Genomic DNA, 20,326 nt, shown 5'->3' on the forward strand with positions numbered 1-20,326 from the left:
CTCTTCTTACTGAGGTTCCACCACGCGGACGAAGCGCGCATGCACGTTGTTCTCGACGTGAAAGCCGTGCGCTTCGAACTCCACCAGTTCCAGTGTCAGCCCCAGATAGCGGCGCGCAAACACATCGGCCAGATGCGCGCGCATGGCAGCGAACATCGCTGCACAGATCGGCCCCGTCACGGATTTGCGCCGGCCCGCCTTGATGCGAAAGGTCACGTGGATGAAGGCATCGTCTTGCGCGCCGTCGGCCATGCGGTACTGGTCAAGGCGCAGCGCGCGCGTCCGGATGCCACCAATGGGAAACACATCCGCATGGCCGATCAGCACATCGTTGAGCACGCGCATCAGCTCAGGAATGCGCGCATCGGCCTCGACATTGGCGGTGTATTCGATGATGACGTGCGGCATGGCACAGATCTCCCCCCGGAGAATGGAATACGTCAAAGCATCTCATGCCCGACAGCGTTGTCGCTGCACCGGGCAGTTTCGATTGCTTGAACAGGGGGAGCGAAAAAGCTCTGGCGCGCCGAGCGCAGCTCAGGCGGCCAGGCTATGGAGATGCGCGTCGAGCGCCAGCTTGGGCACGGCCGCCGATGCCCGCACGGCAAATGCGTCGCCGATCATCAGCAGGCTCGGATGCTCGGGGTTGATCCACTCCGCGGCGGCGCCATCGGCCATCTGCTGCAGGGTGAAGCACGCCGAGCGCTGTTCGGGCGTGGTGGCAGCCTCGACCACCCAGGCGGGCGTCGACGGTGCGCGGCCACGGGCGATCAGATCCGCTGCGATGGAGGCAGCTTGATCACGGCCCATGTAGTAGACGAGCGAATCGGCTTGTGCGACGGGCTCCGGCAAAACGCCTTCGGGTTGCGGCGTGTCCGGATCAGTCGCCTTGGCTTGCGTTACAAACGCGACGCTGCGGGCGACACCGCGCTTGGTCAGCGGCTGACGAATGGCGGATGCGGCTGCCAGCGCAGCCGTGATGCCTGGAACGACTTCGTAGTCGATGCCGGCCTGCTCCAGCGCCTGCAGCTCCTCATCAGCACGGCCAAACAGCATCGGGTCGCCGCCCTTGAGGCGCACCACGCGCTGATACTTCGTGGCCAGATCGACGAGTTGACGATTGATGAAGCGCTGCGCGGTCGAACGCTTGCCGCAGCGCTTGCCGACCGCAATCAGCACGGCCTGTGGGCAGTACTGGAAGACCTCCGGCGAGACCAGTGCGTCATGCAGCACGACCTCGGCTTCGCCCAACAATCGTGCACCGCGCACCGTGATGAGGTCCGCGGCACCGGGGCCCGCACCAATCAGGCTCACGTGGCCGGATGTTTTGGGGGTCTTCGCTTCCATTGCCTAGATTCCTTTGCTTTTTCCTGTGGGACGCAACTTACCGCGCCCCATCCACATTAGGAAAATGCACGGATCATGCCAGCCGCCACCGTATGGTGCGTGGCTTCATCCACCAGGATGAACGCGCCGGTGGCCGGGTTGTCGCCATACGCATCGCAGACGATCGGCTTTTGCAAGCTGATGTTGACCGTGCCGATATCGTTGAGCGCGATCTGCTTGCGGCCGGTTTCGTGCGACAGCGTATGCACGTCCAGCACGCGCTCCACATCCGACACGCGTGCGAACACGGTGGCAGTGGTGTGCTTGAGCACGTACTTTCGGGCCGGATTCAGTTCGTGTTCGTCGAACCAGCACAGGTCGGCGTGCAGCTTCTTGGCGGCGTTGGCGGCCGTCGTCGGGGCAGCGACGATGGTGTCGCCGCGCGAAATGTCCACGTCGTCGGCCAGACGCACGGTAATGGTCTCGCCGGGGCCGGCAGAATCGGCTGCGCCATTGGGCGTCAGCACTTCCGCCACGGTGGTTTCGCGGTTGGCAGGCAGCACGCGCACGGCCTGGCCGACGCGTACGGTACCGGCTTCCACTCGACCCATGTAGCCGCGGAAGTCATCGGCCTGCGAGCCATCCTGGCGCGCCACCAACTGCACCGGGAAGCGCAGCGCGTCGTCGCCCGCCGGGGCGGTCTCTTCCACCTTCAAGTCTTCGAGCATCGCCAGCAGCGGTTCGCCCTGATACCACGGCATGGCTTCGGACGCATGAACGATGTTGTCGCCGCGCAGCGCAGACACCGGCACGTAGCGCACAGCATTTTCGTGATCCTGCAGGCCCAGTTGCGTAGCCAGTGCATCGTAGGCGGTGCGGATCTCATTGAAGCGCGCTTCGCTGTAGTCGACCAGATCCATCTTGTTGATGGCCACGATCACGTGCTGAAGCTCCAGCAGCTTGACGATGGCCGAATGACGCTTGGTCTGGGCCAGCAGCTCGGTCTTGCCGTCGACGGTCGTCACACGCGTGGCATCGATGAGGATGATGGCGGCGTGCGCGGTCGAGGCGCCCGTCACCATGTTGCGCGTGTACTGCTCGTGGCCCGGCGTGTCGGCAATGATGAACTTGCGGCGCGCGGTCGAGAAATAGCGGTACGCCACGTCGATCGTGATGCCCTGCTCGCGCTCGGCTTCCAGGCCGTCGGTCAGCAGCGAAAAATCGATCTGCTCGCCTGCGGTGCGCTTGTTCTTGGCGTTGGCCAGCGCTTGCAGCTGGTCGGTCAGCACGGCCTTGCTGTCGTACAGCAGGCGGCCGATCAGCGTGCTCTTGCCGTCGTCAACGGAGCCGGCGGTGATGAAGCGCAGCAGGCCTTGGTGCGATGCTTGATGGGTCGAATTCGTCGTCATGATCAGAAATACCCTTCCTTCTTGCGCTTTTCCATCGAGGCTTCGCTCGTCTGGTCGTCCATGCGCGTGGCGCCACGTTCGGTGATTTCGGTCACGGCCGTCTCGGCGATGATCTCGGCCGGCGTTGCGGCGGTGCTCGCCACCGGGCATGTGCAGCTGATGTCGCCCACGGTGCGGAAGCGCACCGACAGGACCTCGCTCACGTCGCCATCGGCCTTGGGCGTGATCGGCGTGACAGGCACCAGCAGGCCGTTCTTGCGCACCACTTCACGTTGATGCGCGTAGTAGATCGGCGGCAGAGCGAGGTTCTCGCGGGCGATGTACTGCCACACGTCCAGCTCCGTCCAGTTGGAGATCGGGAATACGCGCATCTGTTCGCCCTGCGCCATGCGGGCGTTGTACAGGCTCCAGAGTTCCGGGCGCTGGGCCTTCGGATCCCACTGGCCGAACTCGTCGCGGAACGAGAAGATGCGTTCCTTCGCACGGGCCTTCTCTTCGTCGCGGCGGGCGCCACCCATCAGGGCGTCGAAACCGTGCGATTCGATCGTTTCCAACAGCGTGACGGCCTGCGCCGCGTTGCGCGAATCGGTTTCCTTGCGCAGACGCACCGTGCCGCGCTTGATGGAATCTTCCACATGGCCCACCACCAGACGCGCCCCCAGCTTGGCAACCTGCTCGTCGCGGAAGGTGATCACTTCCGGGTAGTTGTGGCCCGTGTCGATGTGCACCAGCGGGAACGGCAGTTCGATCTTGCGGTCACCCAGGCGGAAGGCCTTGAGCGCCAGATGCAGCATGACGATCGAATCCTTGCCGCCCGAAAACAGCAGCGCCGGGTTGCGGCACTCGGCCACGACCTCACGGATGATGTAGATCGACTCGGCTTCCAGCCAGTCGAGGTGTTCGTTCTGCACAGACGTCAGTGCCGTGCCGGGGATCTCGCTCATCACTCCCATGATTCTTCCTTAGCTCTCGCTCAATTCTTTTGCGACAGATTCGTCGCCGAATTTGTCACATGCAGACCGCATTCCTTGCTGTCGCGCGATTCCCACCACCACCGGCCGGCGCGCACATCCTCACCAGCACGCACGGCGCGCGTGCACGGCTCGCAGCCGATGCTGGGATAGCCTTTGTCGTGCAGCGCGTTGGTGGGCACGTTGTGCTGCTCGAGGTAAGCCCAGACTTCGGGTTCGGACCAGTCGAACAGCGGGTTGTACTTGGCGATGCCGCGGGCGTCGTCGTCTTCGGCAAACGGCAGGTCGGCACGGGTGACGGCCTGCTCGCGGCGCTGGCCCGTGAACCACGCGTCGGCGTCTTTCAGCGCACGGTTCAGCGGCGCCACCTTGCGGATGTTGCAGCACGCCTTGCGCAGTTCGATGCTGTCGTAAAACGCGTTGAGGCCATGGTCACGCACGTAGGCCTCCACTGCCCGGGCGTCCGGTGCGTACTGCTCAATCGCATAGCCGTAGTGCGCGCGGACGCGGTCGAGCATCGCCAGCGTTTCGGCGTGCAGACGGCCGGTCTGCAGCGTGAAGATCGGCAGGTGCGCGCGCACGGCCTCTGGGCCGCGCAGGATCGCATCGGTCACGACCATGTCTTCGGCAGCCAGGCTGGTGGCGAACTTTGCCACGCTGTGCTTGGCGGCAATCTCGGCCAGGCGGTCGAACAGCGCGGCTTCCTTGGCCGCCAGCGCTTGCGCCGTGCCGGTGTAGGCCGGACGTGTCCACAGCGTCGGGCGTCCGATCGCGGACACCGGCACTTCCGACACGCTCACGTCTTGGACGTCGCTCACGCGGCCTCCTGGACAGCACGCTCACGGCGGAACAACGGACGCGGCTCGTCGACGGCGCCCTGGTAACGCACGCTGATCTCGCCAAAGCCATTCAGCGCGTCGTCGATGTTCTTGTCACCACGTACGGCATAGGCGTCGAAACCGCAACGACGCATGAAATCGAGCTGATCGCGCAGCACGTCGCCGATGGCGCGCAACTCACGCGTAAAGCCCAGGCGTTGACGCAACAGGAACGCGGTGCTGTAACCGCGGCCATCGCGGAAGACCGGGAAATCCACCGCCACCAGCGACAGGTTCGGCAGATCGGCCTCCAGCGCGAACGGCTCGTCGTCCGGAGCGAGCCAGACGGCCAGCGTGCCGGCGCGGGCGCGGCTGAGCAGCGCGTCGCGGTTGGCTTCCCAATAGGCCAGCGGCACGATGGCGTGCGTGGCGGCATCCACATCGGCTTGCGTCAGTTCGCCGCCTTCCGGGGCGCGCAGCACAGTCCATTCGTCAGCCACGACTTGCGGGGCACCGTTTTGCAGCTTGATGATCTTGCTCATGTTCGTTTCCCTCGGCATTCAGGCTTCTTCACGGGCGTAGACACGTTCCTTGAACGGGGCCATGCCGATGCGGTGATAGGTATCGATGAACAACTCGTCTTCCGTGCGGTTGGCGACGAAGGTATCGATGATGCGCTCGATCACGTCGGGCATTTCTTCGGCCTTGAACGACGGGCCGATCACCTTGCCCAGCGCCGAGTCGTTGCCCTGCGCACCGCCCAGCGACACCTGGTACCACTCTTCGTCTGCCTTATCGACACCCAGGATGCCGATGTTGCCCACGTGGTGGTGGCCGCACGAGTTGATGCAACCCGAGATGTTGAGCGACAGCTCGCCCAGGTCGTGCACAAAATCAAGGTTGTCGAAACGCGCTTGAATCGCCTGTGCGATGGGGATCGACTTGGCGTTGGCCAGCGAGCAGAAATCGCCGCCGGGGCACGCAATGATGTCGGTCAGCAGGCCGATGTTGGCGGTGGCCATGCCGTGCTCTTTGGCCAGTTGCCACAGTTCGAGCAGGTCGTGCTTCTTCACATCCGGCAGGATCAGGTTCTGCTCGTGCGCGACACGCAGTTCGCCAAAGCCAAAGCGCTCGGACCAATCCGCCACCAGCGCCATCTGCTCGGCCGTCGCATCGCCCGGGGGCAGCGCCACGCCCGGCTTGAGCGACAGCGTGACCGCGGCGTAGCCCGGCACGCGGTGCGGATGCACGTTGCGGCGCACCCAGCGTGCGAATGCCTTGTTCTCCAGCAGCGCCTTCTCATAGGCGGCGTCGGTGTCGGCCAGCTTTTCGTATGCAGGCGGCGCGAAGTCCTTGGCCACGCGGTCGAACTCGGCCTGCGGGATGGTCGACGGGCCGTCCTTGATGTGCTGCCACTCTTCTTCGACCTGGCGGGCAAATTCTTCCGCGCCGATGGCCTTCACGAGAATCTTGATGCGCGCCTTGTACTTGTTGTCGCGGCGGCCGTAGCGGTTGTACACCCGCACCGCGGCCTCGATGTACGACAGCATGTGCTGCCACGGCAGGTCTTCCTTGATGATCGCGCCCAGGATGGGGGTGCGGCCCATGCCGCCGCCGGCCAGGATGCGCAGCAGCGTCTGGCCGTCCTTCTCGTAGGCGTAGACGCCGATGTCGTGCAATTGCGTCACCGCGCGGTCTTCGCGCGAGGCCGACACGGCGATCTTGAACTTGCGCGGCAGGAAGGCGAATTCGGGGATGAACGTCGACCATTGGCGCAGGATTTCCGCCAGCGGACGCGGATCGACGAACTCATCCGGCGCGACGCCGGCAAACTGGTCGGTCGTGATGTTGCGGATGCAGTTGCCCGAGGTCTGGATGGCGTGCATTTCCACCGAGGCCAGCTTGGCCAGGATATCGGGCACCTGCTCCAGCTCAATCCAGTTGTACTGGATGTTCTGGCGCGTGCTGAAGTGACCATAGCCGCGGTCGTGCTCGGCGGCGATGTGGCTGAGCATGCGCATTTGCTTGGCGCGCAGGTGGCCATACGGAATCGCCACGCGCAGCATGTAGGCGTGGCGCTGGTAGTACAGACCATTCTGCAGGCGCAGCGGCAGAAACTCTTCTTCCGTCAGTTCGCCCGAAATGCGGCGGCGCACCTGGTCGCGGAACTGCGCGACGCGGTCGGCGACGAGGCGGTGATCGTAAGCGTCGTATTGGTACATGCCTGTTCAGTCCAATCCGGCTGGGCCGGCGTGCGATTCAATTTGGGGGAAAGCGTTTCGTTATGGTGCTGCTGTCGACTCAGCGACAACAGCCACAATCAAGCGGGGCCGGCATGAAGTCACGCATCACGACACCAGCTTGATGGCCGTGATCGTCAGCGTGGCGGCAAGCGCGCCGCGCACCAGACGTTCCGGCAGATTCTTGGACAGGCGCGCGCCCAGCCAGATACCCGGGATGGAGCCCACCAGCAGCGACACCAGCAGGTTCCAGTCGATCGTGCCCAGGTACATGTGGCCCAGGCCCGCCACGGCAGTCAGCGGCACGGCATATGCGATGTCGGTGCCGGCCACTTCGGCGCTCTTCAATTCGGGATACAGGATCAGGATGAGCGTCGCGCCCACGGCACCCGCGCCGATGGACGACACCGTCACCAGCACACCCAGCACCGCGCCAACGACAATGGTTGCCACCGCCAGCGCCGTGCCCTGCAGGCGATAGCGCGGATTGCGGGCCAGCCAGCCCAGCACGCGCTGGCGGAACAACAGCGAAATCACCGTCAGGATCACGGACACGCCAATCGTCAGGCGAATCAGGTGCATCCATTCAGCGTCGAGGTTGCCGGCATTCTTCAGCACGATCACCGTCACCAGCGCAGCGGGCAGGCTGCCCAGGCAGAGGCGCTTGACGATGTCCCAGCGGATATGACCGTGACTGCGGTGTGCGATCGTGCCGACGCCCTTGGTCAGCGAGGCGAATGCCAGGTCCGTGCCCACCGCGGTCGCCGGCGAAAAGCCGAACATCAGCGTCAGCAGCGGAGTCATCAGCGAGCCGCCGCCAACGCCAGTCAGGCCGACCAACAGGCCGACCAGCAAACCGGAAACCGTATAGGCGAGCGTCATAGCGCAGGGGACAGTGAGGGCGTGTTATCACGAAGTTCGAGCATCGTAATGAACTGGCCTCATATCCCAAACCAATAAAAAATTGTTTGTTTATATGGCCTCGGTTATAAGTAGCGTTCAGTTCGCACCCGTTCTTCCTTATCGACCGCGCAGCCATGAACCTTCACCAATTCCGCTTCGTGCGCGAAGCCGTGCGGCAGAAATTCAATCTGACAGAGGCCGCAAAAGCGCTCTACACATCACAACCCGGCGTCTCCAAGGCCATCATTGAGCTGGAAGAGGAACTGGGCGTCGATATCTTCACCCGGCACGGCAAGCGCATCCGGGGTCTCACGGAGCCCGGTCGGCGCATCCTGGCGTCGGTCGAGCGTGTGCTGGAAGAGGTTGAAACCCTCAAGCGCGTGGGCAAGGACTACGCCGCGCAGGACCAGGGCAACTTCACCATCGCGACCACGCACACGCAGGCGCGCTACGCCCTGCCCAAGGCAATTGCCGAATTCACGCGCAAATACCCCAAGGTGCGTCTTTCCATTCAGCAGGGCACGCCCGCGCAGATTGCCGAGATGGTGCTGCACGACCAGGCCGACCTCGCCATCGCCACCGAAGGCATGTCGCACGTGAAGGACCTGATCTCGATCCCGGGCTACCAGTGGCAGCATGTGGTGGTGACACCGCCCGATCACCCCCTTCTGTCTCGCCAGCACCTGACGCTGGAAGACCTCAAGGGTTACCCGATCATCACGTACGACCACCACTTTGCCGGCCGCCCCAAGATCGACCACGCCTTCGAGCTGCGGCAGATCAAGCCCGACATCGTGCTGGAAGCCATCGACGCGGACGTCATCAAGACCTACGTGGAAGTGGGGCTGGGTGTGGGCATCGTGGCCGGCGTCGCGTTTGATGCCGAACGGGACCGCAATCTGCGCGCCATTCCGGCCGGACACCTGTTCGGCACCAACGTCACGCACCTGGGCATCAAACAAGGCGCGTACTTGCGCGGCTTCGTCTACACCTTCATCGAACTGTTTGCGCCAACGCTCACGCGCAAGCTGGTCGAACAACTCATGTCCGGTGATCACGAAGCGTACGAGCTGTGATTCGCCTGCCATCAGCAATTGCCGAACTTCCCGGAGACTTCATGACGACCCGACGTCGCCTGCTGTGCGGCATGGCGCTCTTTGCCAGCGTTGCCGCCATCGCCCTGCCCGCCCAAGCCGACATCCGCGTGGGTGTGGTGCTATCGACCACCGGCCCCGCCGCGGCCATCGGCATCCCCAGCAAGAACACCGTGCAGATGTGGCCCGCGACCATCGGCGGCCAGCGGGCACAGGTCATCATCCTGGACGACGCGTCTGACCCGTCGATGGCGGTACGCAACGTGCGCAAGCTGATCGCTGAAGACAAGGTGGACGTGATCGTCGGCCCGACAATCGTGCCGACGGCGCTGGCCTCGCTCGATGCCGTAGCCGAAGGGCAAACGCCGATGATCACGCTGGCGGCTTCGGCCTCCATCGTCGAGCCGCAGGACGCCAAGCGCCGCTGGGCCTTCAAAATGCCGCAGAACGATTCGCAGATGGCCACGCTCGTCACGCAGCACATGGCGGACAACGGCGTGCACACCGTCGGCTTTATCGGCTTTACCGATGCGTATGGCGAGAGCTGGTGGCGTGAATTCTCGAAGCTGGCCGAGGTGCGCAAGCTACGCGTGGTGGCCAACGAGCGCTTCGCGCGCACAGATACCAGCGTGACCGGCCAGATTCTCAAGCTGATGGCCGCCAAGCCCGACGCCATCCTGATTGCCGGGGCCGGCACCCCAGCCGCATTGCCCCAACGCACCCTGGTCGAGCGCGGCTACAAGGGCCGCATCTACCAGACGCACGGCATCGCCAGTACGGAATTCCTGAAGGTGGGCGGCAAGGACGTGGAAGGCACCCTCTTCCCGACCGGCCCCGTGGTGGTGGCGCGCGAGTTGCCGGCCAGCCATCCCGTGCGCAAGGTGGCCGTGGAATTTGCCGAACGCTATGAAGCCAAATACGGCCCCAATACCGTCACGCAATTCGCGGGCGACGCGTGGGGCGCCTGGCAATTGCTCGACAACGCCACGGCCCGCGCGCTCAAGACCGGCGCCAAGCCTGGTACGCCCGCCTTCCGCGCGGCCCTGCGCGACGCGCTGGAAACCACGCGCGATCTGACCGTGCCCAACGGGGTGCTGAACCTGAATGCCCAGGATCACCAGGGTTTTGACCAACGCTCCCGCGTGATGGGCATCATCAAGAACGGCCGCTTCGCTTACGCCGGCCCGCGCTAATTCAACACGCAGAGATTTGCAATGACACGTATCGCCTTCATCGGCCTCGGCAACATGGGCACGCCGATGGTCCAGCACCTGATTGCCGCCGGACACACCGTGCGCGCCTATGTGCGCCGTCCGGAGGCCGCCGACAACGCCCGCGCCATTGGTGCCGAGCCGTGCAACACCCCCGCTGAGGCCGCGCGCGACGCCGAGGTCATCTTCACCAACGTCACCTCCACGGCCGACGTGCAAGGCGTGCTGCTGGGGCCGGATGGCGTCATCCATGGCGCACCGCGTGGTGCGGTGTGCATCGACCACAGCACGATTTCCGCTGTGGCCACGCGCCGCATGGCAGCCGAGCTGGAAGCGGCGGGCCTCGAGTTTCTGGATGCGCCGGTCTCCGGCGGCACCGCAGGCGCGCACAAGGCCACGCTGTCGATCATGGTGGGCGGCAAGGCCGAGGTGCTGGAACGCGTGCGCCCGCTGCTGCAACTGCTGGGCACCACCATCACGCACGTCGGCGATCACGGTGCCGGCCAGGTCGCCAAGGCGTGCAACCAGATCGTGCAGGTCATCAATATCCAGGGCATTGCCGAAGCCATGCTGTTTGCACGGGCCCAAGGCACCGAGCCGTCGCGCGTGCTCGCCGCCATCGGCCCGGGCTTTGCCGGCAGCCGCATGCTCGACCTGGAAGGGCCCAAGATGGCCGAGCGCGACTTTGCCGCCGGCATCGAAGCCCGCCTGCACGACAAGGATTTCGGCCTCGTGCGTGAGATCGCCCAGGAACTCGGCCTGCAGATGCCGGCGATGGAGCTGGTGGCTTCACAGCTCAATACGCTGGTCGCCAATGGCTGGGGGCATGACGATACGGCGTCGCTGTTGCGCGTGCTTGAGCAGCAGAACAACCGGCAGGCGGATTGAGCATCGCCCAGCCCGCCTTGTTCGGACGGCCGGACTTCTGGCATAATTGCCGGCTCAGCAGTACCTGCCCGAGTGGTGAAATTGGTAGACGCAGGGGACTCAAAATCCCCCGCCGCAAGGCGTGCCGGTTCGATTCCGGCCTCGGGCACCAGAATTCAAGCCGCTTCTGTTCACACAGAAGCGGCTTTTTCATTGGGCGCTCGCCAACCCGGCGACAGCCGTCAACACGCCCCGTCTGGCGTGGGATAATGCGGGTTTTGCCCCGGGCGCGGCTCAAGAGGTTGATCGCACGGGCACGAGGGCCTGTATCCGCGAGGCCCGCCCCACAATCGACTTTCTTCAGCACCCAAAATGCCCGCATACCGTTCCAAAACCTCCACCGCCGGCCGCAACATGGCGGGGGCACGCTCGCTGTGGCGCGCCACCGGCATGAAAGACGAAGACTTCCAGAAGCCGATCATCGCGGTGGTCAACTCGTTCACCCAGTTCGTTCCCGGCCACGTGCACCTGAAAGACCTCGGCCAGCTCGTCGCGCGCGAGATCGAAGCTGCGGGCGGCGTTGCCAAGGAATTCAATACCATTGCTGTCGATGACGGCATCGCCATGGGCCACGACGGCATGCTGTATTCGCTGCCCAGCCGCGACATCATTGCCGACTCGGTCGAATACATGGTCAACGCGCACTGCGCCGATGCCATGGTGTGCATCTCGAACTGCGACAAGATCACGCCGGGCATGCTGATGGCCGCCATGCGCCTGAACATTCCGGTGATCTTCGTGTCGGGCGGCCCCATGGAAGCCGGCAAGACGCGCCTGGCCAACCCCGTCACCAAGGCCATCGAAATCAAGAAGCTCGACCTGATCGACGCGATGGTGATTGCGGCCGACAGCAAGTATTCCGACGAGGAAGTGGCAGAAGTCGAGCGCTCGGCTTGCCCCACCTGCGGTTCGTGCTCGGGCATGTTTACGGCCAACTCGATGAACTGCCTGACCGAAGCGCTGGGCCTGTCGCTGCCGGGCAACGGCACCGTGGTCGCCACGCATGCAGACCGCGAACAACTCTTCAAGCGCGCCGGCCGCCGCATCGTTGAACTCGCCCGCCAATACTACGAACAGGAAGACGAGCGCGTGCTGCCGCGCTCGGTCGGCTTCAAGGCATTTGAGAACGCGATGACGCTCGACATCGCGATGGGCGGCTCGACCAACACGATCCTGCACCTGCTGGCCATCGCACAGGAAGCCGAGATCGACTTCACGATGGCAGACATCGACCGCCTTTCGCGCGTCGTGCCGCAGCTGTGCAAGGTTGCGCCGAACACGAACAAATACCACATCGAAGACGTGCACCGCGCCGGCGGCATCATGGCCATCCTGGGTGAGCTGGACCGCGCGGGCAAGCTGCACACGGACGCACCGACCGTGCACGCGCCCACGATGAAAGACGCGCTGGACCAATGGGACATCGTCCGCACGTCGGACGAAGCCGTGCAGACGTTCTACCGTGCCGGCCCGGCCGGTATCCCGACGCAAGTCGCATTCAGCCAGAACACGCGCTGGCCGAGCCTGGATCTGGACCGCGCCGAGGGCTGCATCCGCTCGAACGAGCATGCGTTCTCGAAGGAAGGCGGCCTGGCTGTGCTGAGGGGCAACATCGCGTTGGACGGCTGCGTGGTGAAGACCGCCGGCGTGGACGAAAGCATCCTCGTGTTCGAAGGCACGGCGCACGTGACGGAATCGCAGGACGAAGCGGTCGAGAACATCCTCGCCGACAAGGTCAAGGCCGGCGACGTGGTGGTCGTGCGCTACGAAGGCCCGAAGGGCGGCCCGGGCATGCAGGAAATGCTGTACCCGACGAGCTACATCAAGTCAAAGGGCCTGGGCAAAGCCTGTGCGCTGCTGACGGACGGCCGCTTCTCGGGCGGTACGTCGGGCCTGTCGATCGGTCACTGCTCGCCGGAAGCCGCTGCAGGCGGCGCGATTGGCCTGGTGCGTAACGGCGACAAGATCCGCATCGACATCCCCAACCGCACGATCAACGTGCTGGTGTCGGATGAAGAACTCGCGCGTCGCCGCGAAGAGCAGAACGCCAAGGGCTGGAAGCCCGCGCAGCCGCGTCCGCGCAAGGTATCGGCGGCGCTCAAGGCGTACGCCAAGCTTGTCATGTCGGCGGACAAGGGCGCGGTGCGCGACCTGTCGCAACTGGACGACTGATACGGCGGTGGGCTCAGCGCCCGACTGCTGCAGAAAAGCCGCTCTTCGGAGCGGCTTTTTTTCTATCGGTGCGTGGCCTTGTCTATGGCGTCGGTAGCGTGACGCTCAATCCCACTGCGGCGCAAGCCCATCGGGTGAAACTTCGCGGCCGTTGCGCTCAAGGGCGGCAATCTGCGCCATGTCGTCGGCCGTCAGTTGCATAGTTTGCGCGCGCAGGTTGCTCGCGAGGTTCTCGCGCTTGGTCGACGACGGGATCACCGAATAGCCGAGCTGCATCGCCCAGGCCAGCACGACCTGCGCCGGCGTCGCCTCATGCCGCTGCGCAATTGCGCCGATGACCGGATCGCCCAGCACCTTGCCGTATGCGAGTGTCATGTACGACGTGACGTGAATGCCCTCGCGCTGCAGGAAATCGACGAGCTTGCGGTTCTGCAGATACGGGCTCAGTTCAATCTGGTTGGTGGCGATGGCGTCTTTGCCCACCGCCGCAATCGCCTGCTGCGTCAGTGCAATGTTGAAGTTCGAGACGCCGATCCGGCGCGTCAACCCCTTGGCCCTGGCATCGGCCAGCGCGGTCATGAATTCTTCGAGCGACACGCCGTTGTTGGGCGCAGGCCAGTGGATCAACGTGAGGTCGACGTAGTCCGTGCGCAGCTTGGCGAGGCTGTCTTCGAGGCTCGCCGCGAGCTTGTCCTTGGCGTAGTTGTCGACCCAGATCTTGGTGGTCAGGAACAGGTCTTGGCGACGGACGCCCGAGCCGGCAATTGCCTCGCCCACATCGGCTTCATTGCCGTAGATCTGCGCCGTGTCGATTGCGCGGTAGCCGAGTTCGAGGCCATGGCGAACCGAGTCGATGACAACCTGGCCCTTCAGGCGAAACGTGCCAAGACCGAAAGCAGGAATCTTGTTCATCTTGTGCTCCAAATAGGGGGAATCGAATCAGGGGTTCATGGCCAGGCGCGTTCGGCGCTGCACAACGTGCAGACCAACCAGAGCGAGGCCTGCCGCCGCGATCACCGCGCCCACAATCGGCACAGCCGCATAGCCAAAGCCCGCAGAGATGGCCGCGCCGCCGGCTGCCGCGCCCAGCGCGTTGCCGAGGTTGAACGCGCCCACATTGACCGACGATGCGAGCCCCGGAGCCTCAGCCGCAGCACGCATCACACGCATCTGCAGCGGCGGCACGACCGCGAAGGTGGCAATGCCCCACACCAGCAGCGCGGCGGCCGCACCCACGTGTGTTTTGGCGAGCACCGGGAAGGCGAGCATCGTCAGGATCAACAGCAACAGAAAGCCCATCAGGCTGCCGTCGAGCGAGCGATCGGCCAAGCGACCACCGGCGATGTTGCCGATCGAAAAGCCGATGCCGATCAGCACCAGCATCGCCGTCACGAACGCGGGGGAGGCACCGGTCAATTGCGCGAGCGTCGGAGCAACATACGTGTACAGCGTGAACATCGCGCCCGCGCCGAGCACCGTGGTGGCAAGCGCGCCAAGCACGACGGGCCGTGTCAGCACGGCCAGTTCGGCGCGCAGATTGGGCATCTTGCCGGCATCACCCTTCGGCAATGCTGTGAACAGGCCGGCGATGGCGATCAGGCCCAGGCTTGCCGTGGCGGCAAACGACATGCGCCAGCCGATCATCTGGCCAAGCCACGTCGCGGCCGGCACGCCGCCGACGTTGGCGATCGTCAGGCCCATGAACATCGTTGCCACGGCGCTGGCCTGCTTCTCGCGCGGCACGAGGCTGGCGGCAACTACCGAACCGAGCCCGAAGAACGCGCCGTGGTTGAGGCTGGTGACGAGCCGTGCGAGCAGCAGCGTCGTGTAATCCGGCGCAACGGCCGACAGCAGGTTGCCGATGGTGAAGATGCTCATCAGCGCGATCAGCGCCTTGCGTCGTGGCCACCGTGCGAGCAGCAGCGTCATGATCGGCGCGCCAACCATCACGCCGATGGCGTATGCGCTGATCAGCATGCCGGCCTGCGGAATCGATACATGTACGCCGTCGGCAATCACGGGCAGCAAGCCCATCGGCGAGAACTCGGTGGTACCAATGCCAAAGGCGCCGGCGGCAAGCGCGAGCAGCGGCAGCGTCGCGCCGCTGCGTGCGGGCTCGGCGGAAGTGGGGGTGGGGTTCATACGGTGGACTCCAATGCAGAGGGTTGGAAGGCGGGCAGAACCTCTGCCGCGATTTCCGCAAACGTTTCAGCAAGCGGGCGACGATTGCGGCGGAAATGCAACCCGATATGCTGCACACCGGCTTCGCGCATCGCCGCCAGTTCTTCGGACAGTGCGATGCGCCCAGCGCGTGCGCCAAAGCGGTGGCGTTGCAGCGGTGCGTGCGGGTCTTCCGCCAGGTCGAGATGGATGAAGCTCACATAGGGCTTGTCGCCCGCAACGGCGCGCCATGCGAGGGCGCGTTGCGCGTGGTCGGCGGGCGTGCCCGGATAGGCAAGGCAACCATCCATGTGTGCGCCGATCCAGCCCGGCGTCTGTTGCGCCAGGCCGGCCACGAGCAGCGGCAACGGTGTGCGCGCGGCCGGAAGGATTTCCACGCCGGCGGGCAAGCTGCCACGCGCACCGTCACGCAATAGCGCGATCTGGTCACGGAAGCTTGCACCGCGCGATTCGAAGTCGCGGCCGAACAGCGGGTACTCCACTGGCCGGTCCCCGCTCGCCACGCCGAGCAGCAGACGACCGCCGCTCAGCTCCTGGATCGTCGCGGCCGATTTGAGCGTCAGCAGCGGCTCGCGCAGCGGCAGGACAACGGCGGCTGTGCCCAGCAGGATGTTGCGTGTGATGCCAGCCAGGTAGCCCAGGTACGAGAACACCTCGAACACCTGCGCAGCATCGCCGAATGCAGGATCGTACACCGGCACATCGCGCACCCACAGGGCACGAAAGCCAAGCGAATCCGCGAGTTGCGCGAGGGTCGCGTGGTGTTCGATATTGGGCACACCGTGGCGGCGCCCATCGCGCAGGCGCTTGGCATCGCCGGCGGGGGACCAATCGTTGTCGAGCGGCAACTCGATGCCAATGCTGAAGCCGCCGTGTGTCAGTTTGTCGAGTGCAGGGGACATGGTTGTAACCGGTTCAAGAGCGCTGAAGGCGGAGCGCCCGCGACCAGTGCAATGAGCATGGATCGCAGTGTGCGGGCTCTACCTTTGCAGAGAAACCCGTCCCTCGACGAAACAGTCTTGATTGTTAATCAACAATCCGAGCAACTCAGAACGCACTCCAGATCGGCAATACAGCAACCGGGCCCGCTTTCCAGAATATGTCATGCCATGATATATTCCGCCACGAACCTTTTGATTCCGCCATGTCTACCCCAGCACGACCTTTGTCCAAGCAGGATTTCGAGAGCCTCTCCGATTTCCGCTACCACCTGCGCCGCTTCCTGCGCGCCTCCGAAGACCTGATCCACGCCAAGGGCATCACGCCGCTGCAGTATCAGTTGCTGCTGCACGTGAAAGGCTATGCCGGGCGCGAATGGGCCACCGTTGGCGAACTGGCCGAACGCCTGCAGGCCGCACCGCACGGCACGGCGGCACTCATCACGCGCTGCGAAGAAGCGGGCCTGGTCGAACGCCGTCAGAGCGACACCGACGCACGCCAGGTAGAAGTCCATCTCTCCAGGAAGGGCGACCACCTCGTCGCGCTGCTGGCCGGGCTGCACCAGAGCGAGCTGTCGGCCTTCAGCCGCGCGTTCAAGATTCCCCACCTCGATCACCCCGCCGAACCACCCGCCGAGCAGCCACGTCATGCAAACCCTTGAACACCACCAGCATCGGCGCGACTTTGCGACCGACACCACGCTGTTCCGCACCACAGCGCTGGCGGTCGTCATCGCTGCGTTTGCCACGCTGGCTGCGGTGGTGCTGCTCAACCTGATCCGATTCTTCACCAACCTGTTCTTTTTCCAGACGCTGTCGCTGGCGGACCGCTCGCCGGCCGCCAACACGCTCGGCCCCTGGGTGATCGCGGTGCCGCTCATCGGCGGGCTGATCGTCGGGCTGATGGCGCGCTTCGGCTCGGAGAAGATCCGCGGCCACGGCATTCCCGAGGCCATCGAAGCCATCCTGTTCGGCAAGAGCAAGATGTCGCCCAAGGTGGCGGTGCTCAAGCCACTGTCGTCGGGCATCGTGATTGGCAGCGGCGGCCCGTTTGGCGCAGAGGGCCCCATCATCATGACGGGCGGCGCAATCGGCTCGCTGTTTGCGCAGTTCTTCAAGCTGACGGCTGCCGAGCGCAAGACGCTGCTGGTGGCCGGTGCCACGGCGGGTATGACCGCCGTGTTCGGCACGCCGGTGGCGGCGCTGCTGCTGGCGGTGGAACTGCTGCTGTTCGAATGGCGCCCGCGCAGCATGCTGCCGGTGGCGGTGGCGTGCGCGGTGGCGGGCTTCCTGCGTGTGCTGGTGCTGGAACCCGGCCCCCTCTTCCCGCTGGAAACCGCGCCGGCAACACTGCCTGCGCTGGGCTCGTGCGTGGTCGCCGGGTTGCTGTGCGGTGCGCTGGCGCGTTCGCTGTCGATGGCGCTGTACAAAACCGAAGACCTGTTCGGCCGCCTGCCGATCCACTGGATGTGGTGGCCGGCCATCGGCGGTCTGGTTGTGGGCATTGGCGGCTATTTCGAGCCGCGTGCGCTGGGTGTCGGCTACGACGTCATCGGCGATTTGCTGCACAACCATCTCGCCATCAGCGTGGCGCTCGCGCTGCTGGTGGTCAAGGCCATCATCTGGGTGATCGCGCTGGGCTCGGGCACGTCGGGCGGTGTGCTGGCCCCGTTGCTGATGATGGGCGCTGGCCTGGGTGTGCTCATCGGGCCCGTGCTACCCGGTGGTGACCCGGGCCTGTGGCCGCTCGTGTGCATGGCCGCCATGCTGGCCGGTGTGCTGGGCGCCCCGCTCACGGCCATCGTCTTCGCCTTCGGGCTCACACACGATGTGAACGCGCTGCTGCCGATTCTGCTGGCGGTGGCGGTGTCCTACGGCTTTGTCGTGCTGACCATGCCGCGCTCGATCATGACCGAGAAGATCGCGCGCCGCGGCTTCCACATCTATCGCGAATACGCTGTCGACCCGCTTGAGCGCCACGCTGTCGATGAGGTGATGACACGTTCGGTGCAGACCATCGACGCCCAGGCCACGCTGGCCGATACGCTTGCCAATCGCTTTGGCGCCAAGCAGGCGCACCGCGCGTTTCCGGTGGTGCAAGGCGGTCCGAACGGCGCGTTGATCGGCATGCTCGATCGCGATGCACTGTTGGCGGGCCACAAGCGCGGCGCGGTCACCGTTGCCGAGTTGTTTGGTGCGAATGCCCCCGTGATGGCGTTGCCCGGCGAGACCTGCCGCATCGTCGCCACGCGCCTGGCAGTGCATGGGCTGGAACGGCTGCCGGTGGTGGCCGATTCGCAGTCACGCGCACTGGTGGGCATTGTCTCGCGCAGCGATCTGGTCAAACCGTCGCTGGCGTTCTTTGATGAGGAACAGCGCCGCGAGCGCTTCCGCCGTGTGCCGCTGTCGGGCACGCGCACGCAGCTTGAACTGCGGCGCCGCCGTGCGGGCCGGCTAGCGCGCTAGTTTCAGCCGGCCACGTGCCGGTTGCGCCCGCTTTCCTTGGCGCGATACAGCGCCAGGTCGGCACGCTTGAGCATCTCCGACGCGGTATCGCCCGGCCGGCAGACGGTCATGCCCATGCTGACGGTCATCGACAGCCCGGTCGGAAAATTTTCGTCGGTCTCGGCCACCGCCGTACGCAAGCGCTCCGCCACCTCGGTGGCTGTCTCCAGCGTGGTCCGGCCCATCACCATGCCGAATTCCTCGCCGCCCAGGCGCCCGACCAGATCACTGCTGCGCAGCACGCTCGTGGCAAGCGACGCAAAACGCTGCAGCGCCATGTCGCCCACGGCGTGGCCCCATGTGTCGTTGATGCGCTTGAAGTGATCCAGATCGGCCAGCACCAGCACGAGTGGTTCAGCGCGGTTGTGAGAACGGGCGAGCACCGTATCAAACAGCGCCAGGAAGCGGCGGCGCGTCAGCACCCCCGTCAGATGGTCGAAATGCGCCTCGTTGGCGAGCGCGCTGTTGGTGCGCTGCAGCCGCTGGTTCAGATGGCGCGTCACGCGATGATGCTGCCGCTCGCGCACCAGAGACCACGCCACCAGCACGAATATCACCATCACGCTCACGAACAACACGAAGCCGATCATGCGATTGCGCGCATGGTTGGCGATCTGCTGGCCCCACGCAGGCAGCGGCTCGGCCACGACGACGGTGAGGTCCGCACTCGCATTGCGTGACACCGTGAGCGATGGCATCGGACTGCCGTCGCGCCAAGCCAGCGTATCGCGCACCTCGGCCGGCACCCAGCCGGGCACGTCGTGATGCGCCTTCGCGGTGGGCTGATAAGGCCAGGTATCGAAGTCGACGCGCTGGTAGGCGTTGTACCGATCGCTGGCACTGAGGTGCTGCAGGCGCGCATCCGGAAGGATCTTGCCCACCAGCGACGCATCGGTCGACAGGATGATCAACCCGTTCGGATCGGTCACGAGCGATGTCGGATGCGACACCCAGTGCTGCAGCCGCGCGAGGCTCACCTTGGTGCCCATCGCCGCGACCAGGTATCCGCCGGCGTCATACACCGGCGCGGCGAAGAACAGGCCCGGCACGCCCGTCACCCGGCCCACCGTGAACTGCTCGCCCAGGCCGCCCAGCATCGCCTCTTTCATGTACGGCTGCATGCTCGACTGCACGCCGACAAACGAATCGGCATGACCGGCGTTATTGGCCAGTACCACGTAATTGTGTTGGTTGACGACCCACACGTAGTCCAGCCCGAGATTGCCGGCGGTGGTATTCAGGAATGCGTCGATGTCCACCACCTCCGGATGCGACATCGCTTCTTCGGCACGCGAGCCCTGGTCCATCAGATTCCAGCGCCGGGTGTCGACGCGCTCCACGGCGCGCGGGATGGCGTCGATCTGTGCGAGCGTTTGCGGCAGCGCGCGCAGCAAGGCCACGTCGGCCGTGATCTGGCTCGACATCCCCTCCGCCACCTGCGCAGCCAGCTGGCGCCGCGCATCGACCATCTGCTGCACGTCGCGCGCACTCATCGCGTCAGCCACGATGCAGGCGGCAAACCAAGAGACGCCCACGCCCACCACCACTGCCGAGAGCCAAAGCGCCAACCGCGCAACGCGCAGCCGGGCGCCATGCGACGACGTTGCAGGGGCGGGCGCAGGCGCGTTCAC

Annotated in this window: 18 protein-coding genes and 1 tRNA gene; 7 read left to right on the plus strand and 12 right to left on the minus strand. The window is 64.9% G+C overall.

Going from position 1 to position 20,326, the window contains the following annotated elements; genetic code table 11:
• Window positions 1–6: 6 nt before the first annotated feature.
• From R2N16_RS14725 to R2N16_RS14760, 8 genes are all read right to left on the minus strand, one after another.
• Entirely contained in the window at window positions 7–408 is a 402-nt protein-coding gene (locus tag R2N16_RS14725; RefSeq protein WP_316666483.1) for a 5-carboxymethyl-2-hydroxymuconate Delta-isomerase, read from the minus strand.
• A 129-nt stretch (window positions 409–537) separates the two neighbouring features.
• Window positions 538–1,347, minus strand: coding sequence for a uroporphyrinogen-III C-methyltransferase (gene cobA, locus R2N16_RS14730; RefSeq protein WP_316666484.1), 810 nt, complete (start codon window positions 1,345–1,347; stop codon window positions 538–540).
• A 56-nt stretch (window positions 1,348–1,403) separates the two neighbouring features.
• Window positions 1,404–2,735 carry a sulfate adenylyltransferase subunit 1 gene (locus R2N16_RS14735; RefSeq protein WP_316666485.1) on the minus strand — a complete coding sequence of 444 codons (1,332 nt, stop codon included), beginning with the start codon at window positions 2,733–2,735 and terminating at the stop codon, window positions 1,404–1,406.
• Between the two features lie 2 nt (window positions 2,736–2,737).
• Window positions 2,738–3,688, minus strand: a complete 951-nt coding sequence (gene cysD / locus R2N16_RS14740; RefSeq protein ID WP_316666486.1) for a sulfate adenylyltransferase subunit CysD — start codon at window positions 3,686–3,688, stop codon at window positions 2,738–2,740.
• Between the two features lie 20 nt (window positions 3,689–3,708).
• Window positions 3,709–4,524, minus strand: a complete 816-nt coding sequence (locus R2N16_RS14745; protein WP_316666487.1) for a phosphoadenylyl-sulfate reductase — start codon at window positions 4,522–4,524, stop codon at window positions 3,709–3,711.
• Entirely contained in the window at window positions 4,521–5,066 is a 546-nt protein-coding gene (locus R2N16_RS14750) for a DUF934 domain-containing protein (RefSeq protein ID WP_316666488.1), read from the minus strand. Before R2N16_RS14750 ends, R2N16_RS14745 begins: the two co-directional genes overlap by 4 nt.
• Window positions 5,067–5,084: 18 nt before the next feature.
• On the minus strand, window positions 5,085–6,746 hold the full coding sequence (locus R2N16_RS14755; protein WP_316666489.1) for a nitrite/sulfite reductase: 1,662 nt from the start codon (window positions 6,744–6,746) through the stop codon (window positions 5,085–5,087).
• A 126-nt stretch (window positions 6,747–6,872) separates the two neighbouring features.
• Window positions 6,873–7,646, minus strand: coding sequence for a sulfite exporter TauE/SafE family protein (locus R2N16_RS14760; RefSeq protein WP_316666490.1), 774 nt, complete (start codon window positions 7,644–7,646; stop codon window positions 6,873–6,875).
• A 155-nt stretch (window positions 7,647–7,801) separates the two neighbouring features.
• Between R2N16_RS14760 and R2N16_RS14765 the strand changes: the two genes are divergently transcribed.
• The 5 genes from R2N16_RS14765 to ilvD all read left to right on the plus strand — a co-directional run bounded on the left by R2N16_RS14765 (window position 7,802) and on the right by ilvD (window position 13,071).
• A complete protein-coding gene (locus R2N16_RS14765; protein ID WP_316666491.1) occupies window positions 7,802–8,743 on the plus strand; it encodes a CysB family HTH-type transcriptional regulator in 942 nt (313 codons plus the stop codon).
• A 41-nt stretch (window positions 8,744–8,784) separates the two neighbouring features.
• A complete protein-coding gene (locus R2N16_RS14770) occupies window positions 8,785–9,954 on the plus strand; it encodes an ABC transporter substrate-binding protein (protein WP_316666492.1) in 1,170 nt (389 codons plus the stop codon).
• Window positions 9,955–9,975: 21 nt separating this feature from the next.
• Entirely contained in the window at window positions 9,976–10,860 is an 885-nt protein-coding gene (locus R2N16_RS14775) for an NAD(P)-dependent oxidoreductase (protein WP_316666493.1), read from the plus strand.
• 66 nt (window positions 10,861–10,926) lie between these two features.
• Window positions 10,927–11,011 (plus strand) — tRNA-Leu (locus R2N16_RS14780).
• Between the two features lie 200 nt (window positions 11,012–11,211).
• A complete protein-coding gene (gene ilvD, locus R2N16_RS14785; RefSeq protein ID WP_316666494.1) occupies window positions 11,212–13,071 on the plus strand; it encodes a dihydroxy-acid dehydratase in 1,860 nt (619 codons plus the stop codon).
• 105 nt (window positions 13,072–13,176) lie between these two features.
• On the opposite strand, the gene dkgB is transcribed toward ilvD, so the two are convergent.
• From dkgB to R2N16_RS14800, 3 genes are read right to left on the minus strand one after another with little or no spacing between them, the layout of a single operon-like run.
• Window positions 13,177–13,983, minus strand: coding sequence for a 2,5-didehydrogluconate reductase DkgB (dkgB, locus tag R2N16_RS14790; RefSeq protein WP_316666495.1), 807 nt, complete (start codon window positions 13,981–13,983; stop codon window positions 13,177–13,179).
• Between the two features lie 27 nt (window positions 13,984–14,010).
• Window positions 14,011–15,213 (minus strand): MFS transporter, encoded by a 1,203-nt coding sequence (locus tag R2N16_RS14795; RefSeq protein WP_316666496.1) that lies wholly within the window; start codon window positions 15,211–15,213, stop codon window positions 14,011–14,013.
• The gene (locus R2N16_RS14800; protein WP_316666497.1) at window positions 15,210–16,154 is read right to left on the minus strand and encodes a TIGR03571 family LLM class oxidoreductase; all 945 of its coding nucleotides are present in this window, start codon (window positions 16,152–16,154) and stop codon (window positions 15,210–15,212) included. Before R2N16_RS14800 ends, R2N16_RS14795 begins: the two co-directional genes overlap by 4 nt.
• Window positions 16,155–16,396: 242 nt before the next feature.
• Between R2N16_RS14800 and R2N16_RS14805 the strand changes: the two genes are divergently transcribed.
• Window positions 16,397–16,852 carry a MarR family winged helix-turn-helix transcriptional regulator gene (locus tag R2N16_RS14805; RefSeq protein WP_316666498.1) on the plus strand — a complete coding sequence of 152 codons (456 nt, stop codon included), beginning with the start codon at window positions 16,397–16,399 and terminating at the stop codon, window positions 16,850–16,852.
• The gene (locus tag R2N16_RS14810; protein ID WP_316666499.1) at window positions 16,839–18,656 is read left to right on the plus strand and encodes a chloride channel protein; all 1,818 of its coding nucleotides are present in this window, start codon (window positions 16,839–16,841) and stop codon (window positions 18,654–18,656) included. Before R2N16_RS14805 ends, R2N16_RS14810 begins: the two co-directional genes overlap by 14 nt.
• 2 nt (window positions 18,657–18,658) lie before the next feature.
• Here R2N16_RS14810 and R2N16_RS14815 read toward each other — a convergent pair whose 3' ends face one another.
• Entirely contained in the window at window positions 18,659–20,326 is a 1,668-nt protein-coding gene (locus R2N16_RS14815; RefSeq protein ID WP_316666500.1) for a GGDEF domain-containing protein, read from the minus strand.

The sequence above is a fragment of the Ralstonia psammae genome (genome assembly GCF_958405935.1).
GTDB classification, from domain to species: domain Bacteria; phylum Pseudomonadota; class Gammaproteobacteria; order Burkholderiales; family Burkholderiaceae; genus Ralstonia; species Ralstonia psammae.

Bases quoted from the DNA above. Each gene is read 5' to 3' on its own strand.
- R2N16_RS14810 (WP_316666499.1), top strand. From the start codon at position 16,839: ATGCAAACCCTTGAACACCACCAGCATCGGCGCGACTTTGCGACCGAC.
- R2N16_RS14795 (WP_316666496.1), bottom strand. From the start codon at position 15,213: ATGAACCCCACCCCCACTTCCGCCGAGCCCGCACGCAGCGGCGCGACG.
- cobA (WP_316666484.1), bottom strand. From the start codon at position 1,347: ATGGAAGCGAAGACCCCCAAAACATCCGGCCACGTGAGCCTGATTGGT.
- R2N16_RS14755 (WP_316666489.1), bottom strand. From the start codon at position 6,746: ATGTACCAATACGACGCTTACGATCACCGCCTCGTCGCCGACCGCGTC.
- R2N16_RS14800 (WP_316666497.1), bottom strand. From the start codon at position 16,154: ATGTCCCCTGCACTCGACAAACTGACACACGGCGGCTTCAGCATTGGC.
- R2N16_RS14805 (WP_316666498.1), top strand. From the start codon at position 16,397: ATGTCTACCCCAGCACGACCTTTGTCCAAGCAGGATTTCGAGAGCCTC.
- ilvD (WP_316666494.1), top strand. From the start codon at position 11,212: ATGCCCGCATACCGTTCCAAAACCTCCACCGCCGGCCGCAACATGGCG.
- R2N16_RS14775 (WP_316666493.1), top strand. From the start codon at position 9,976: ATGACACGTATCGCCTTCATCGGCCTCGGCAACATGGGCACGCCGATG.
- R2N16_RS14760 (WP_316666490.1), bottom strand. From the start codon at position 7,646: ATGACGCTCGCCTATACGGTTTCCGGTTTGCTGGTCGGCCTGTTGGTC.
- R2N16_RS14725 (WP_316666483.1), bottom strand. From the start codon at position 408: ATGCCGCACGTCATCATCGAATACACCGCCAATGTCGAGGCCGATGCG.
- cysD (WP_316666486.1), bottom strand. From the start codon at position 3,688: ATGGGAGTGATGAGCGAGATCCCCGGCACGGCACTGACGTCTGTGCAG.
- dkgB (WP_316666495.1), bottom strand. From the start codon at position 13,983: ATGAACAAGATTCCTGCTTTCGGTCTTGGCACGTTTCGCCTGAAGGGC.
- R2N16_RS14770 (WP_316666492.1), top strand. From the start codon at position 8,785: ATGACGACCCGACGTCGCCTGCTGTGCGGCATGGCGCTCTTTGCCAGC.
- R2N16_RS14750 (WP_316666488.1), bottom strand. From the start codon at position 5,066: ATGAGCAAGATCATCAAGCTGCAAAACGGTGCCCCGCAAGTCGTGGCT.
- R2N16_RS14765 (WP_316666491.1), top strand. From the start codon at position 7,802: ATGAACCTTCACCAATTCCGCTTCGTGCGCGAAGCCGTGCGGCAGAAA.
- R2N16_RS14735 (WP_316666485.1), bottom strand. From the start codon at position 2,735: ATGACGACGAATTCGACCCATCAAGCATCGCACCAAGGCCTGCTGCGC.